Below are 14,732 nucleotides of genomic sequence, written 5' to 3'. Positions count from 1 at the left end.
TCGTGTCCAATTGACTGAAACGGTAGAGGCGATTTGAGCAGGCTTCATGACAGTATAGCGGCCTCTGGAACAAGGGCCAACGTCGTCTTTAGCAGCTCGGGTGTGAGATTTTCGGCGGTGGCGAAGGGCGACTGCACGGTGATTGCCGCCGCAGCAGCACCGTGACGCACGGCCTCGCCAAGGTCGTGGCCGGCGAGCAGGGCGGCCAGAACTCCTGCGGCAAGCGAATCTCCCGCGCCGGTGACATCGGCGACATTGTCGACGATGGGCGGCTGCAGGCTGATGACGACATCGCGCGAGAACGCGATCAGTTCGCGCTTGCCGCGGGTGATCACGCCGCTCCGCAGACCGAGTGCGCGCAATTCGCTCACCCATTCGCGCGGGTCTTCCGGACGGCTCTCCGTCAGCGCCGCGGCCTCGGCTTCGTTGAGGAACAGGTGATCGATGCCGGCAAGGCACGGCTTCAGCCGAACCACCTTCGCAGGCGAAATCGCGATGGCGGCGACGGGTTTGCCGCAGAAGGACGCCCTTGCTGTGATGGCACTCAGCGTCTCGGCCGGCAGATTGGCGTCGCAAAGAACGAGGTCGGTCGCCTCGAATGCATTGCGAACGGCGCGAATCGCCAGGCGCCTGGGGACGAACAGCTTGTAGAGCTCCATGTCCGCAAGCGCGATGACCAGATTGCCGTCGCGTTCTAGGATCGCGGTGTAGCTCGGTGTCTTGCGGTCGAGGAACACGAAAGGCTTGTCGTCGATGCCGGCGTGGCTGGCGGCCTCGGCCACCATCTCTCCGGAGGGGTCGCCGCCGCGGGGCGAGATCAGCTTTACGTCGAAGCCTAGGCGGGCGAGATTGCGGGCTGCATTGAAGCCGCCGCCGCCGGGCTCCTCGAACCATGCTCCCGGATTGCTGGCGCCCGGCGCCGTCTCGCCGAAGATGCGACCGCGACGGTCGACATGGGCGCCGCCAAGAACGAGAATCTTCTTCGCCATATGGTTTTCCTCAGCAATCAAAAAGGCGAATCGGACCGGCCGCCAACAAGCCTGATCCGATCGTCGCGGACTCGTAAGTGCTTGGGAAGAAAGGAGAAAACAAAAGTAGAACGGAATTCATTTTACCTTTTTCTTTCAATTGCTTGTTGTGCTCTTGTGATTGGAGAACAAATAGAGTACAGAATTCTCATCGGCGGCGACATTGCTAGAGCGGCTTCAATAACCTAAAGGTGGATCGAATGTCTCAGAATTCTTTGCGGCTTGTAGAGGACAAATCGGTGGATAAAAGCAAAGCACTTGAAGCGGCACTCTCTCAAATTGAGCGGTCGTTCGGCAAGGGCTCGATCATGAAGCTCGGCTCCAACGAGAACGTGGTCGAAATAGAAACGGTTTCCACTGGCTCCCTGAGCCTCGATATTGCGCTGGGCATCGGCGGCTTGCCGAAGGGGCGTATCATCGAAATCTATGGGCCGGAAAGCTCCGGTAAGACGACGCTGGCGCTGCAGACGATCGCCGAAGCGCAGAAGAAGGGCGGCATCTGCGCCTTCGTCGACGCCGAACACGCGCTCGATCCGGTCTACGCCCGCAAGCTCGGCGTCGACCTGCAGAACCTGCTGATCTCGCAGCCCGACACCGGCGAACAGGCGCTTGAAATTACCGACACGCTGGTGCGCTCCGGCGCTATCGATGTTCTCGTCATCGACTCCGTCGCGGCGTTGACGCCGCGTGCCGAAATCGAAGGCGAGATGGGTGACAGCCTGCCGGGCCTGCAGGCTCGTTTGATGAGCCAGGCGCTGCGCAAGCTCACCGCTTCGATCTCGAAGTCCAATTGCATGGTGATCTTCATCAACCAGATCCGCATGAAGATCGGTGTCATGTTCGGCTCGCCGGAAACGACGACCGGCGGCAACGCACTGAAGTTCTATGCCTCGGTCCGCCTCGACATCCGCCGTATCGGCGCCGTCAAGGAGCGTGAAGAGGTTGTCGGCAACCAGACCCGCGTCAAGGTCGTCAAGAACAAGATGGCGCCGCCTTTCAAGCAGGTGGAATTCGACATCATGTATGGCGAGGGTGTTTCCAAAACCGGCGAACTGGTGGATCTCGGCGTCAAGGCCGGCATCGTCGAAAAGTCCGGCGCCTGGTTCTCCTATAACAGCCAGCGCCTCGGCCAGGGTCGCGAGAATGCGAAACTCTTCCTGCGCGACAATCCGGATCTCGCCCGCGAGATCGAGTTGTCACTGCGCCAGAATGCCGGCTTGATCGCCGATCGCTTCCTGCAGAATGGCGGCCCTGATGCCGATGATGGCGACGCCGCTGCGGAATAGCGGTTTCAGGGAGCGATCCCGGGCCTGATATAAGACCAAAATCCGAAACCGGCCGCATTGTCCAAGAGATGTGCGGCCGGTTTTGTTCGTGCGGCTGGACAGGGCCGGGAGCGAACGATAAAAGCCACTGACTTTGACGCAAGTTGCTGATGGCAGTACTGAAGGGCCCAATATGAGCGGTGTGAATGAAATCCGGTCGACCTTCCTCGACTATTTTAAGAAAAACGGCCACGAGATCGTGCCGTCGAGCCCGCTGGTGCCGCGCAACGATCCGACATTGATGTTCACCAATGCCGGCATGGTGCAGTTCAAGAACGTTTTCACCGGGTTGGAGCAGCGGCCCTATACGACGGCGTCGACAGCGCAGAAATGCGTGCGCGCCGGCGGCAAGCATAACGACCTCGACAATGTCGGCTATACCGCCCGCCATCATACCTTCTTCGAAATGCTCGGCAATTTCTCCTTTGGCGACTATTTCAAGGAGCGCGCCATCGAGCTTGCCTGGAATCTGATCACCAAGGAATTCGGCCTCGACGCCAAGCGCCTGCTGGTCACGGTCTATCACACTGACGACGACGCCTATAATCTGTGGAAGAAGATCGCCGGCCTCTCTGACGACAAGATCATTCGTATCGCCACCAGCGACAATTTCTGGGCGATGGGCGATACCGGTCCCTGTGGCCCCTGTTCGGAGATTTTCTATGACCACGGCGATCATATCTGGGGCGGCCCTCCCGGCTCGCCGGAAGAAGACGGTGATCGCTTCATCGAGATCTGGAATCTCGTCTTCATGCAGTTCGAGCAGATCAGCAAGCAGGAGCGTGTCGATCTGCCGCGTCCGTCGATCGACACTGGCATGGGTCTCGAGCGCGTTGCCGCCGTGCTGCAGGGCAAGCACGACAACTACGACATCGATCTCTTCCGCGCACTGATCGAAGCCTCCGAAGAGGCGACCGGCGTGAAGGCTGAGGGCGAACATCGCGCCAGCCATCGTGTCATCGCCGACCATCTGCGTTCCTCGGCATTCCTGGTCGCCGACGGCGTGCTGCCGTCGAACGAGGGCCGCGGCTACGTGCTCCGCCGCATCATGCGTCGCGCCATGCGCCATGCCCAGCTGCTTGGCGCCAAGGAGCCGCTGATGTGGAAGCTGCTGCCGACGCTCATCCAGCAGATGGGGCGCGCCTATCCTGAGCTGGTGCGCGCCGAAGCGTTGACCTCCGAGACGCTGAAGCTTGAGGAAACCCGTTTCCGCAAGACGCTGGAACGTGGCCTGTCGCTTCTGTCGGACGCCACGTCGGACCTGCACAAGGGTGATAGCCTGGACGGCGAAACCGCATTCAAGCTCTATGATACCTATGGCTTCCCGCTGGACCTGACTCAGGACGCGCTGCGTGCCCGCGGCATCGGCGTCGATATTTCCAGCTTCACCGACGCCATGGAGCGGCAGAAGGCCGAGGCGCGTTCGCATTGGGCAGGCTCCGGCGACAAGGCGACCGAGACCATCTGGTTCGAGCTCAAGGAAAAGTTCGGCGCGACCGAGTTCCTCGGCTACGACACGGAGGCTGCCGAGGGTGTCATCCAGGCGATCGTTCGGGACGGCGCCGCTATCGACAGTGCTTCGGCCGGCGACAAGGTGCAGATCGTCGTCAACCAGACGCCGTTCTACGGCGAGTCCGGCGGCCAGATGGGCGATACCGGTGTGATCTCCGGCGACAGCGGCAAGCTTGTTGTCGGCGACACCCAGAAGAAGGGCGAAGGCCTTTTCGTTCACAGCGCCGAGGTTTCGGAAGGCACGATCAAGGTGGGCGATGCCGTCGTGCTGACGGTCGATCACGCACGGCGCTCGCGCCTGCGCGCCAACCATTCCGCGACCCATCTGCTGCATGAGGCCCTGCGCGAAGTGCTCGGCACCCACGTCGCCCAGAAGGGCTCGCTGGTCGCGCCCGAGCGCCTGCGCTTCGACGTCTCGCATCCGAAGCCGATGTCGGCCGAGGAGCTGAAGATCGTCGAGGATATGGCCAACGAGATCGTTCTGCAGAATTCGCCTGTTACGACCCGCCTGATGAGCGTCGACGATGCGATCGCGGAAGGCGCGATGGCGCTGTTCGGCGAGAAATACGGCGATGAAGTTCGCGTCGTATCCATGGGGCAGGGCGTGCGCGGCGCCAAGGCCGGCAAGCCCTATTCCATCGAGCTTTGCGGCGGAACGCATGTATCCGCCACCGGCCAGATCGGGCTCGTGCGCATTCTCGGCGACAGCGCTGTCGGTGCCGGCGTGCGCCGTATCGAAGCCGTGACAGGCGAATCCGCGCGTGATTATCTTGCCGAGCAGGACGAGCGCGTGAAGAGCCTCGCTTCGGCGCTGAAGGTGCAGCCCGGGGATGTCGTTTCGCGCGTCGAATCTTTGCTGGATGAGCGCCGCAAGCTGGAGCGTGAATTGGCCGATGCCAAGCGCAAGCTCGCCATGGGCGGCGGCCAGGGCGGTTCTGCCGATGCGGTGCGCGATGTCGGTGGCGTCAAATTCCTCGGTAAAGCCGTTTCCGGTGTCGACCCCAAGGATCTCAAGGGGCTGGCGGATGAAGGCAAGGCCAGCCTCGGCTCCGGCGTCGTTGCGCTGATCGGCGTTTCCGAGGATGGCAAGGCCAGCGCCGTCGTTGCCGTCACCGAGGATTTGACCGGCCGCTTCAGCGCGGTCGATCTCGTCCGCATCGCGTCTGCTGCCCTCGGCGGCAAGGGCGGCGGCGGACGTCCCGACATGGCTCAGGCCGGCGGCCCCGATGGTGCCAAGGCGAATGAGGCGGTCGAAGCGGTTGCTGGGGCACTCGCCGGCTAAGGGCCAGATTTCATTCCAATATCGGACGCGGCGGAGGCAGTTGACCTCCGCCGTTTTCGTTTGTGCAACCGACTCAGCAGGATTTGTCAAATCGAGATATGGTTCCTTGGGGCCGATCGATTTGCAAGGAGTTGGACATGAACGGCGAAACGGCATGGGCGCTTTACGAGACCCGTCTGCGGCGGGTCTCTGCCTATATCCACGAGCATCTGGATGAAGAGCTCGATATGGAGAAACTTGCCGGGATCGCCTGCATGTCCAGCTATCACTGGCACAGGATTTATCGGGCGATCTATGGCGAGACGGCGGCTGCTACCGTCAAACGGTTGCGGCTTCACCGCGCCGCCGGCGATCTCGTCCGCACCGATCTTGTGGTCAGCGACATTGCAAAGCGATCGGGCTATCCCAACCTCCAATCGTTCAACCGCATCTTCAAATCCGTCTACGGCATGCCGCCGGCGCGATATCGGAATGAGGGAAGCCACACGATTTTCGAACCCAGCACCCAAGGAAGGATCAAGCTCATGTTCGACGTTACGCTTCGCACCATCTCACCGGTCTCGCTGATCGGGGTTTCCCACAAGGGTCCCTACATGCAGATCGGCCAGGCTTTCGAAACCCTGTTCGGTACGCTCTATGCGCGCGGCCTCGCCAGGCCCGATATGCGGATGATCGGCGTCTATCTCGACGATCCGGACGTTGTCGCGGCCGAGAAACTGCACTCCTACGCCTGCGTCAATGCCGGCGAGGAGATTGCCGTCGAGGCTCCGCTGGAGCGGCGAGCCGTCGATGGCGGCGAATATGCCGTGTTGCGGCACAAGGGCCCCTATGCCGATATGTATAGGGCCTATCAGTGGCTCTATGCCGAATGGCTGCCGGCCTCCGGCCGGCAACTGCGCGATGCCGTCATGTTCGAGGAATATCTCAACAATCCGCGCGACGTGCAGCCGACGGAGTTGTTGACCGATATCTACATGCCGCTGCAATAGCGGCATGATGTTTCACACGAGGGAATGGCTGTAGAGCCTTGGCCTTTCAGCCATTCGCTTGCTTCGGCATTGCCGCGTTATCGAGTTCGTTGCCACGGCGATAGGCATCGCGGTCGCTAACGCGGTTCCAATAGTCGATGTAGGCCGGTCGCTTTTCGATAGTACCAAAATTGAGACCCCAGCCGACATGGGAGCCGACATAGACGTCCGCGGCCGTGAAACGGTCGCCCGCAATGTACTGGGAAACGCTGACTGCCTGTTCCAGAGTGTCGAATACATTATCCAGACTGCCGCAGCCGGCCATGCGCAGGCGCTCGGGTGGAATTTCGAAGCCAAGGGCACGATTGGTGACGGCCATCTCCATCGGCCCAGCCGCAAAGAACATCCAGCGGAAGTAGCGTCCGCGCTCGGCTGCCGTCGGCGCCAGGCCCGCCTGTGGAAAGGTCTCGGCCAGATAGGCGCAGATGGCCGCGCCCTCGGTGACGACGGTATCGCCGTGCTTGATCGCCGGCACCTTGCCCATGGGATTCATCGAGAGATAGTCGGGCGCCTTCATCGTCGTGCCGAAATCGAGATATTCGGTGCGATAGGGCTGGCCGATTTCCTCCAGCATCCAACGGGCGATACGTCCGCGTGACATGGGATTGGTGTAGAAAACGAGTTCCTCGGTCATAAGATCCTCCCTTGGTTTGGTGCATTCTTGCCATCGCTCAGGCGGGTCAGCAAGTTGCGTGACAAAAGAAAACCCGGCACTGAGGCCGGGTTTCCGTAAGCCTTGATGTTGCCGAGGCTTAGGCAGCCATGGCCTTCTGGAGGTTTTCGTCGATCTTGTCGAGGAAGGCGGTGGTCGAGAGCCACGGCTGATCCGGGCCAATGAGCAGCGCCAGATCCTTGGTCATGAAGCCGGCTTCGACAGTGTCGACGCAGACGGTTTCGAGCGTTGCGGCGAACTTGGCGAGTTCGGCATTGTCATCGAGCTTGGCGCGATGGGCGAGACCACGGGTCCAGGCGAAGATCGAGGCGATCGAGTTCGTCGAGGTTTCCTGGCCCTTCTGGTGCTGGCGATAGTGACGGGTGACCGTGCCGTGGGCGGCTTCGGCTTCAACCGTCTTGCCATCCGGCGTCAAGAGGACCGAGGTCATCAGGCCGAGCGAGCCGAAGCCCTGAGCAACCGTGTCGGACTGGACGTCGCCGTCGTAGTTCTTGCAGGCCCAGACGTAGCCACCGGACCACTTCAGGGCGGAGGCGACCATGTCGTCGATCAGACGATGTTCGTAGGTGATGCCGACTTCGTCGAACTTCGCCTTGAATTCGCTCTGATAGACTTCTTCGAAGATGTCCTTGAAGCGTCCGTCATAGGCCTTGAGGATGGTGTTCTTGGTCGAGAGATAGACCGGCCACTTGCGCATCAGGCCGTACATCATCGACGCACGAGCGAATTCGCGGATCGATTCGTCGAGGTTGTACATGGCCATGGCAACGCCGGCGCCCGGGGCGTCGAAGACGTCCCTTTCAATGACCGTGCCGTCTTCGCCGACGAACTTGATGGTCAGCTTGCCCTTGCCCGGAAATTTGAAGTCGGTGGCGCGATACTGGTCGCCGAAGGCGTGACGGCCGACGACGATCGGCTTGGTCCAGCCCGGAACCAGACGCGGCACGTTCTTGCAGATGATCGGTTCGCGGAAGATGACGCCGCCGAGGATGTTGCGGATCGTGCCGTTCGGGCTCTTCCACATTTGCTTGAGGTTGAATTCCTTGACGCGGTCTTCATCCGGCGTGATCGTCGCGCACTTGATGCCGACGCCGTGCTTCTTGATGGCGTTGGCGGCGTCGACGGTGACCTGGTCGTTGGTCGCATCGCGGTTTTCGACCGAGAGGTCGTAATAGTCGATATCGATATCGAGGTAGGGGTAGATCAGTTTGTCTTTGATAAACTGCCAGATGATGCGAGTCATCTCGTCGCCATCGAGATCGGCAACGGGGTTAGCGACCTTGATCTTCTTCATGCTTCTGCCTCGTTTAAGCTGATGGGGGCGCATGTCCCCGTGAGTGATATGAAGTCTCGAGCGCTATAGCATCGCAAGTTCCGAACGCAAAGCCAAAGCGGCGCCAAGGCGGCGTTTTTGCTCATCACATCCGCTTCATGGCACCTTCCGGTAGCGATCGACTTTTCGATGTCAGTGTCAACCAGCCAGGTGCTGCACGATATGAACGAGAAAGAGAATTTCAGCACCGAAGACCTGCGCCAGCATTTTGGCGTATCAGAGCAAAAAAGCCGATGAGAGCCTTATGAGGATAGTTATCGGTTGGATGCCGGGCTTGACGCTCGGAAAAATTCCAAAATTTTCATGCACGAAGGCCTTAAAGCTTTTGGGCCGGAACAACGTCCAGGCGCCGAGCAATGCAACTGCGAGGCAGACAAATATCTGCCGCACGAATACCAACAGGCCACGCGACATGATGTCCCCCTCGGCGAAATTGTCTTCGCCGCATATCGGATAGCAAACCGCATATATCCACTCGATACGAAGGCCCGGCCTTCCTTGTAAAAGGAACATACAAGCCTGGAACGCCGACAAAGACGGCTTTTGAAATCGTCGTAATCTTATCAGCGCAGCTTCGGTCCGACGGGTGGTTTTTCAAAATCGGCACCATTGCCAAAGCGGTGGATGCGTCTAATGTCGCCCATGTTTTGCCTGTCGCAACGGAATCATATCATGCAGAAATTCGCCGCATCCGCGCTTGTCCTCACATTCCTTCAGTTCTCGTTGGGGGCGAATATGGCGCTTGCGGCCGATGCGACGGCTCCTGTCAAGGTCATCATGGATGCCACCGTCTCGAACTGGGCAGGCGGAGACAGCGACTGGCAGGATATTTTCGACGAGAGCAAGCTCAAGGATGTCTACAGCAAGGATTTTGCTGCCAAATACCAGGCGGCGGCGCAGTTTCCCGCAGCCGACGAGGACGGGATTTCACCGTTCGACTACGACGTCATCGTCAACGCGCAGGATGCTTGTCCGCTGGAGGACATGAAGCTCGCAGGACAGCCGCCCAAAGGCGATGTGACGGAAGTCCTCGCCACGTTCAAGAAATCCACCTGCATGGGATCGGACGCCGACTACCAGAAGACGACGACGGTTCGTTTCGAAGTCATCCAGGAGGCCGGAAAACCCGTCATCGACGACATCATCACGATCGACGACAACGGCAATCCGAGCTCGCTGAAATCGGTCATGCAGGATCTTGTCAAGCAGCAGCAACAGCAGCCTTCCGATCAGCAGAAGCCGGCCAATCCACAATAGTCGGGCAGGGTTCGTCGCGGCGCCGGCGCGCAAAAACCTTGCCGATCGGCTGGTGTCTCGCTATTGCGACCGTGATTTGCGCGGACGGGGTTCGCGCCCGGAGAAAAAGCGTCATGGCAGGCACGAACAGCGAGCGTCAACTTCTAGCCGAGGGGCCGGCCGTCATTCTGGTCGAGCCGCAGATGGGCGAGAATATCGGCATGGTGGCGCGGGCCATGGCGAATTTCGGTCTCGCAGAACTGCGCCTCGTCAATCCGCGTGACGGCTGGCCGAACGAGAGAGCGCAGGCGACCGCTTCGAAGGCCGATCACATCATCGAGGCGACGAAGGTCTACGATACGTTGGAGCAGGCGGTCGCCGATCTGAACTTCGTCTATGCGACGACGGCACGCGAACGCGATGGCTATAAGCCCGTGCGTTCGCCGGTCGTCGCGGCGGAGACCCTTCGCGCCCGGTTCAAGGCCGGCGAGGGCACGGGCATTCTTTTCGGGCGCGAGCGCTGGGGCCTGACGAACGAGGAAGTGGCGCTTGCCGACGAGATCGTGACGTTCCCCGTCAATCCCGCTTTCGCTTCCCTGAACATCGCCCAAGCCGTGCTGCTGATGTCCTATGAGTGGATGAAGTCGGGCATGGAGGATCTCGGCGCCGTGCCTTTCCAGGCAATCGAACAGCGGCCTTCGACGAAGGATCAACTTTTCGGCCTTTTCGACCAGCTCGAGGAGGCGCTGGACGCCCGCAATTATTTCCATCCTGCCGGGAAAAAGCCGAAAATGGTCGACAATCTCCGCGCTGTCCTCTCGCGCCGGGCGTTCACCGAACAGGAAATCAGCGTCTTGCGCGGCGTGATCTCGTCTCTCGATCGCTTCACGCGGAAATCTCCCCGCGGCAGCGGTTCCCATCCCCGATCGTCCAGCGCATCCAAGGAAACCACGAACGATGACAGCAGCGGCGAATGAGCTGAAACCCATCCTGGTCTTCGACTCCGGCATCGGTGGCCTGACCGTGCTGCGCGAAGCGCGGGTGCTGATGCCGGAGCGCGGTTTCATCTACGTCGCCGATGATGCCGGTTTTCCTTATGGCGGCTGGGAAGAGCCGGCACTGAAGGAGCGCATCATCGATCTCTTCGCCAAGCTGCTCGCGCAATACAATCCGGAAATTTGCATTATTGCCTGCAACACGGCTTTCACGCTTGTCGGCGCCGATCTGCGCGCCGCCTTTCCGCAAATGACCTTCGTCGGCACGGTGCCGGCGATCAAGCCGGCTGCGGAACGGACCCGCTCTGGTCTGGTTTCGGTGCTGGCGACGCCGGGCACGGTCAAGCGGGCCTATACGCGCGACCTGATCCAGTCCTTCGCCACTCAATGCCATGTCCGGCTCGTGGGTTCGGAAAATCTGGCGCGCCTGGCGGAGGCCTATATTCGGGGCGATGTGGTTTCCGACGAAGCGGTGCTCTCCGAGATCGATCAGTGCTTCGTCGAGAAGGACGGACGCAGGACTGACATCGTCGTGCTGGCCTGCACGCATTACCCTTTCATGGCCAACATCTTCCGCAGGCTCGCACCCTGGCCGGTCGACTGGCTCGATCCGGCCGAGGCGATCGCGCGCCGTGCGCGCAGCCTGGTGCCGCAAGCCGTCGATGCCGTCCATCCTGACAATTTCGACTTTGCAATGTTTACGTCAGGCGCGCCGGATTTTCCAACCCGGCGGCTGATGCAGGGTTTTGGGCTTAGGGCTTGATGATGGCAGACAAGGTTTCGTTGCGTAAACTCGATCTCGCGGACATGCCCGCAGCAGCGGCCGTTCACCGCGCCTCCTTCGACGAGCGGCTTCCGACGCTTTCCGGGCTTCATACGACGGAGGAAGATGTCGGCTTCTGGAGTGCAGTGGTGTTCAAGGACTGCCAGATCTGGGGTGCGGAAGAGGGCGGCCGCTTGGTCGGCGTGATTGCATTTCTGGAGGACTGGATCGATCAGCTCTACGTTTTGCCAGAGGCACAGGGGCATGGCATCGGCAGCCGTTTGCTCGATGTCGCCAAATCGGCCTATCCGGTGCTTTCGCTCTGGACGTTTCAACGAAATGCGCCGGCGCGCCGCTTTTACGAAAAACACGGCTTCTTCGTTGTTGACGAGTCGGACGGGGCAGGCAATGAGGAGAAGGAGCCGGACGTGCTTTACAAATGGGAAGCACGGTTGCATCGACTGTAATGCAAGGTCGGACTAAGCGGCGGGATATTGGGAGGACGATATTTGATGTTTTTTGAAAATGGTTGCAGTTTCCATGCAGAGGCGAGCCATGCGCCTGCTTGACTGCTATAATTTCCATGATTTCCGCGCTCTTGCGAAGAGCCGTCTTCCCGGTCCGATCTTCAACTACATCGATGGTGCTGCCGACGACGAAGTGACGCTTCGGCGCAACACGGCGAGCTTCGAGAGCTGTGATCTCGTTCCGAACGTCCTTCGCGGCGTCAGCAGTGTCGATATGTCTGTCACCGTCATGGGACAAAAGCTCGCCACACCCTTCTACTGCTCGCCGACGGCCCTGCAGCGGCTCTTTCATCACGAGGGCGAAAATGCGGTTGCGGCGGCAGCCTCTTCCATCGGCACCATGTTCGGCGTCTCCTCGCTCGGCACGGTCAGTCTCGAGGAGGTGCGCAAGAAGCATCAGGGGCCGCAGGTCTATCAATTTTATTTCCACAGGGATCGCGGGCTGAACCGCGCGATGATGCAGCGGGCGAAGGATGCCGGCGTCAACGTCATGATGCTCACCGTCGACAGCATCACCGGCGGCAATCGCGAGCGCGACCTGCGCACCGGATTCTCCATTCCCTTCAAGCTCAATCTCGCCGGCATTGCGCAATTCGCCATCAAGCCAGCCTGGGGGTTGAACTATCTCACGCACGAGAAATTCCGCCTGCCGCAGCTCGATGAGCATGTGGATATGAGCGGCGGCGCGATGTCGATCGGCAAATACTTCACCGAGATGCTCGATCCGTCGATGAACTGGAACGACGTTGCCGAAATGGTGAAGCATTGGGACGGGCAGTTCTGCCTGAAGGGCATCATGTCGGTTGAGGATGCAAAGCGTGCCGTCGACATCGGCTGCACGGGCATCGTGCTTTCGAACCATGGCGGCCGGCAGTTGGACGGCTCGCGAGCGGCATTCGACCAGCTGGCGGAAATCGCCGATGCCGTCGGCGACCGCATCGACGTCATGATGGACGGCGGTATCCAGCGCGGCACGCATGTGCTGAAGGCCCTGTCGCTCGGCGCCAAGGCCGTAGGTCTTGGCCGCTTCTATCTCTATCCGCTGGCAGCTGCCGGCCAAGCGGGGGTCGAACGCGCGCTGCGGCATTTGCGCACCGAGATCGAGCGCGACATGAAGCTGATGGGCTGCACCTCGGTCGACCAGTTGTCGCGCGCCAATCTGCGGTTTCGCTGACATCGCGATTGCCTGTGGGTTTTTTCAATCCACGGGCGCGAAGCTTGGAAATCTTTGCTAGACGAAGGCGCGTCCTTTCAGAAAGATGGGACGCATCGGCATTTGATTCTTGACGACAGGGGAAGTGCATTGCAGGTCGGCATCGACATGGGAACGGCGTCCGGCGGGACCAGCGCCCAGCTCGATATCGAGGAGCTGCTGGCAACCCGTCTCCTGGTGCAGGGCAATTCCGGCTCCGGAAAATCGCATCTGCTGCGGCGTTTGCTGGAACAGTCGGCGCAATGGGTCCAACAGGTCATCATCGATCCGGAAGGCGATTTCGTCACGCTGGCCGATAAGTTCGGGCATGTGGTCGTTGATGGCGAGCGCACTGAGGCCGAGCTTGCCGGCATTGCCAACCGCATCCGCCAGCATCGCGTTTCCTGCGTGTTGACGCTGGAAGGGCTCGATATCGAGCAGCAGATGCGCGCCGCCGCGGCTTTTCTCAACGGCATGTTCGATGCCGATCGCGAATTCTGGTATCCGGTGCTGGTTGTCGTCGACGAGGCGCAGATGTTTGCGCCGTCCGTGGGCGGCGATGTCTCCGAAGATGCGCGCAAGATGTCGCTTGGCGCCATGACCAATCTGATGTGCCGCGGCCGAAAGCGCGGTCTTGCCGGCGTCATCGCCACACAGCGCCTGGCGAAGCTTGCCAAGAACGTTGCCGCCGAGGCCTCCAACTTCCTGATGGGCCGCACCTTCCTCGACATCGACATGGCGCGTGCTGCCGACCTGCTTGGCATGGACCGCCGGCAGGCGGAGATGTTCCGCGATCTGAAGCGCGGCAATTTCGTCGCGCTCGGTCCGGCGCTATCGCGGCGGCCGCTGCCGATCACGATCGGTTCCGTGGAAACCTCGGCGCGCTCCTCCAGCCCGAAGCTGATGCCGTTGCCGGATGCGCCTCAGGATGTCGAGGATCTGATCTTTACGCCGGATCCGGAGGAGTTTTCCAAGCCGATGGTTCGCCGGGCCACACCCGTGCCGCGCCCGACGACGGATATCCTGGCCGAACTATCGCGTTCCGCCCCTGCGACGAACGCGGCTGCGGCAGAGCCGAAGCCGAGCCAGCCAGAATTGTCGAACGAGGATCGCGAAGCGCGGGTGACCGCCGTGCTTTCCGAAATCCTGGATGATCCGGCCTCTGCCTTCCGCACGGATTCCGTCCTTTACCAGGAGTTTCTCGTGCGGCTGCGCATGCGCCGCGTGCCCGGTGCGCCGATGAGCCTGTCGGAATTTCGCCGCCGCGTGGCGGTGGTGCGCTCCGGCGCGGATGAGGCGACGATGGCGACGGAGGCATGGGCGACGGCTCTGTCGCTTTCGGCTGGTGTCACCGACGATCTGCAGGGTGTCTTCCTGATGCTTGCCAAGGCGGCCATCGGCGGCGAAGCTTGCCCCTCCGATGCGCGGATCGCCCGTGCCTACGGTACCCACTCGGCCCGCCGCGCCCGGCGTTTGCTCAGCTACTTCGAGGAACAGGGCAGCGTCGTCGTCCATACCGATTTCTCCGGTCGCCGCGTTGTGGCGTTCCCGGATATCGACTGCCAGACGGCCCCGGGCGATGCCAATGCGCCTGATATGCATGGCGAAGAGCAAGCGGCTGCGGAATAGCCGTCACTTCCTTCGATCCTGCTGTTGACATTTTCATGACGACCCCTTACAGACCGCGCCAACGCCGGGCAGAAATGTCCGGTGTTTCATTTGACATGTCCCGTGGCTTTCTCCGTTCGCTAATGTGAGAAGCCTGTCAGAGCTCGAAAATGGAGTTCAGAGGAGGGCGTGTTTCCTTAGCGGTTCGGCAACGGGCCGCTCAAATAGTT

The 14,732-nt window shown here is 60.7% G+C and carries 12 protein-coding genes; 9 read left to right on the top strand and 3 right to left on the bottom strand.

The genetic code is table 11. The annotated features are described in order from the left end of the window. Positions 1-44: 44 nt before the first annotated feature. A complete protein-coding gene (locus tag FHT29_RS13690; protein ID WP_047556592.1) occupies positions 45-989 on the bottom strand; it encodes a carbohydrate kinase family protein in 945 nt (314 codons plus the stop codon). 239 nt (positions 990-1,228) lie between these two features. On the opposite strand from FHT29_RS13690, the gene recA reads away from it, so the two are divergent. The 3 genes from recA (at position 1,229) to FHT29_RS13675 (ending at position 6,136) form a co-directional block, all read left to right on the top strand. After that, positions 1,229-2,314 (top strand): recombinase RecA, encoded by a 1,086-nt coding sequence (recA, locus tag FHT29_RS13685; protein ID WP_037202383.1) that lies wholly within the window; start codon positions 1,229-1,231, stop codon positions 2,312-2,314. 172 nt (positions 2,315-2,486) lie between these two features. Beyond that, a complete protein-coding gene (alaS, locus tag FHT29_RS13680) occupies positions 2,487-5,147 on the top strand; it encodes an alanine--tRNA ligase (RefSeq protein ID WP_047556594.1) in 2,661 nt (886 codons plus the stop codon). A 137-nt stretch (positions 5,148-5,284) separates the two neighbouring features. Beyond that, positions 5,285-6,136: an AraC family transcriptional regulator gene (locus tag FHT29_RS13675; protein ID WP_047556596.1), complete on the top strand. Its 852-nt coding sequence runs from the start codon at positions 5,285-5,287 to the stop codon at positions 6,134-6,136. Between the two features lie 46 nt (positions 6,137-6,182). Here the strand turns inward: FHT29_RS13675 and FHT29_RS13670 are convergent, their stop codons facing one another. Together FHT29_RS13670 and FHT29_RS13665 are read right to left on the bottom strand one after the other, a co-directional pair. Beyond that, on the bottom strand, positions 6,183-6,809 hold the full coding sequence (locus FHT29_RS13670; RefSeq protein WP_047556598.1) for a glutathione S-transferase family protein: 627 nt from the start codon (positions 6,807-6,809) through the stop codon (positions 6,183-6,185). 118 nt (positions 6,810-6,927) lie between these two features. After that, positions 6,928-8,142: an NADP-dependent isocitrate dehydrogenase gene (locus tag FHT29_RS13665; protein ID WP_037202377.1), complete on the bottom strand. Its 1,215-nt coding sequence runs from the start codon at positions 8,140-8,142 to the stop codon at positions 6,928-6,930. 774 nt (positions 8,143-8,916) lie between these two features. Here FHT29_RS13665 and FHT29_RS13660 point away from each other — a divergent pair. The 6 genes from FHT29_RS13660 to FHT29_RS13635 all read left to right on the top strand — a co-directional run bounded on the left by FHT29_RS13660 (position 8,917) and on the right by FHT29_RS13635 (position 14,523). Then, a complete protein-coding gene (locus FHT29_RS13660) occupies positions 8,917-9,438 on the top strand; it encodes a hypothetical protein (protein ID WP_246703036.1) in 522 nt (173 codons plus the stop codon). A 113-nt stretch (positions 9,439-9,551) separates the two neighbouring features. Then, complete coding sequence (locus FHT29_RS13655; protein WP_037202374.1) at positions 9,552-10,394, top strand: RNA methyltransferase; 843 nt, start codon at positions 9,552-9,554, stop codon at positions 10,392-10,394. After that, positions 10,375-11,175 carry a glutamate racemase gene (murI, locus tag FHT29_RS13650; RefSeq protein ID WP_047556601.1) on the top strand — a complete coding sequence of 267 codons (801 nt, stop codon included), beginning with the start codon at positions 10,375-10,377 and terminating at the stop codon, positions 11,173-11,175. Before FHT29_RS13655 ends, murI begins: the two co-directional genes overlap by 20 nt. 2 nt (positions 11,176-11,177) lie before the next feature. After that, a complete protein-coding gene (locus FHT29_RS13645; RefSeq protein WP_047556789.1) occupies positions 11,178-11,642 on the top strand; it encodes a GNAT family N-acetyltransferase in 465 nt (154 codons plus the stop codon). Positions 11,643-11,730: 88 nt separating this feature from the next. Next, positions 11,731-12,876, top strand: coding sequence for an alpha-hydroxy acid oxidase (locus tag FHT29_RS13640; RefSeq protein WP_092573796.1), 1,146 nt, complete (start codon positions 11,731-11,733; stop codon positions 12,874-12,876). 129 nt (positions 12,877-13,005) lie between these two features. Further along, positions 13,006-14,523 (top strand): ATP-binding protein, encoded by a 1,518-nt coding sequence (locus tag FHT29_RS13635; protein ID WP_092573795.1) that lies wholly within the window; start codon positions 13,006-13,008, stop codon positions 14,521-14,523. Positions 14,524-14,732 lie beyond the last annotated feature (209 nt).

Origin of the sequence: Rhizobium sp. SG741 (genome assembly GCF_012275435.1) — a bacterium.
Lineage (GTDB): Bacteria > Pseudomonadota > Alphaproteobacteria > Rhizobiales > Rhizobiaceae > Rhizobium > Rhizobium lusitanum.
Note: the sequence above shows the minus strand (reverse complement) of the source record. Positions and strands in the feature narration are given on the sequence as shown.

Bases quoted from the DNA above. Each gene is read 5' to 3' on its own strand.
- FHT29_RS13690 (WP_047556592.1), bottom strand. From the start codon at position 989: ATGGCGAAGAAGATTCTCGTTCTTGGCGGCGCCCATGTCGACCGTCGC.
- recA (WP_037202383.1), top strand. From the start codon at position 1,229: ATGTCTCAGAATTCTTTGCGGCTTGTAGAGGACAAATCGGTGGATAAA.
- alaS (WP_047556594.1), top strand. From the start codon at position 2,487: ATGAGCGGTGTGAATGAAATCCGGTCGACCTTCCTCGACTATTTTAAG.
- FHT29_RS13675 (WP_047556596.1), top strand. From the start codon at position 5,285: ATGAACGGCGAAACGGCATGGGCGCTTTACGAGACCCGTCTGCGGCGG.
- FHT29_RS13670 (WP_047556598.1), bottom strand. From the start codon at position 6,809: ATGACCGAGGAACTCGTTTTCTACACCAATCCCATGTCACGCGGACGT.
- FHT29_RS13665 (WP_037202377.1), bottom strand. From the start codon at position 8,142: ATGAAGAAGATCAAGGTCGCTAACCCCGTTGCCGATCTCGATGGCGAC.
- FHT29_RS13660 (WP_246703036.1), top strand. From the start codon at position 8,917: ATGGCGCTTGCGGCCGATGCGACGGCTCCTGTCAAGGTCATCATGGAT.
- FHT29_RS13655 (WP_037202374.1), top strand. From the start codon at position 9,552: ATGGCAGGCACGAACAGCGAGCGTCAACTTCTAGCCGAGGGGCCGGCC.
- murI (WP_047556601.1), top strand. From the start codon at position 10,375: ATGACAGCAGCGGCGAATGAGCTGAAACCCATCCTGGTCTTCGACTCC.
- FHT29_RS13645 (WP_047556789.1), top strand. From the start codon at position 11,178: ATGGCAGACAAGGTTTCGTTGCGTAAACTCGATCTCGCGGACATGCCC.
- FHT29_RS13640 (WP_092573796.1), top strand. From the start codon at position 11,731: ATGCGCCTGCTTGACTGCTATAATTTCCATGATTTCCGCGCTCTTGCG.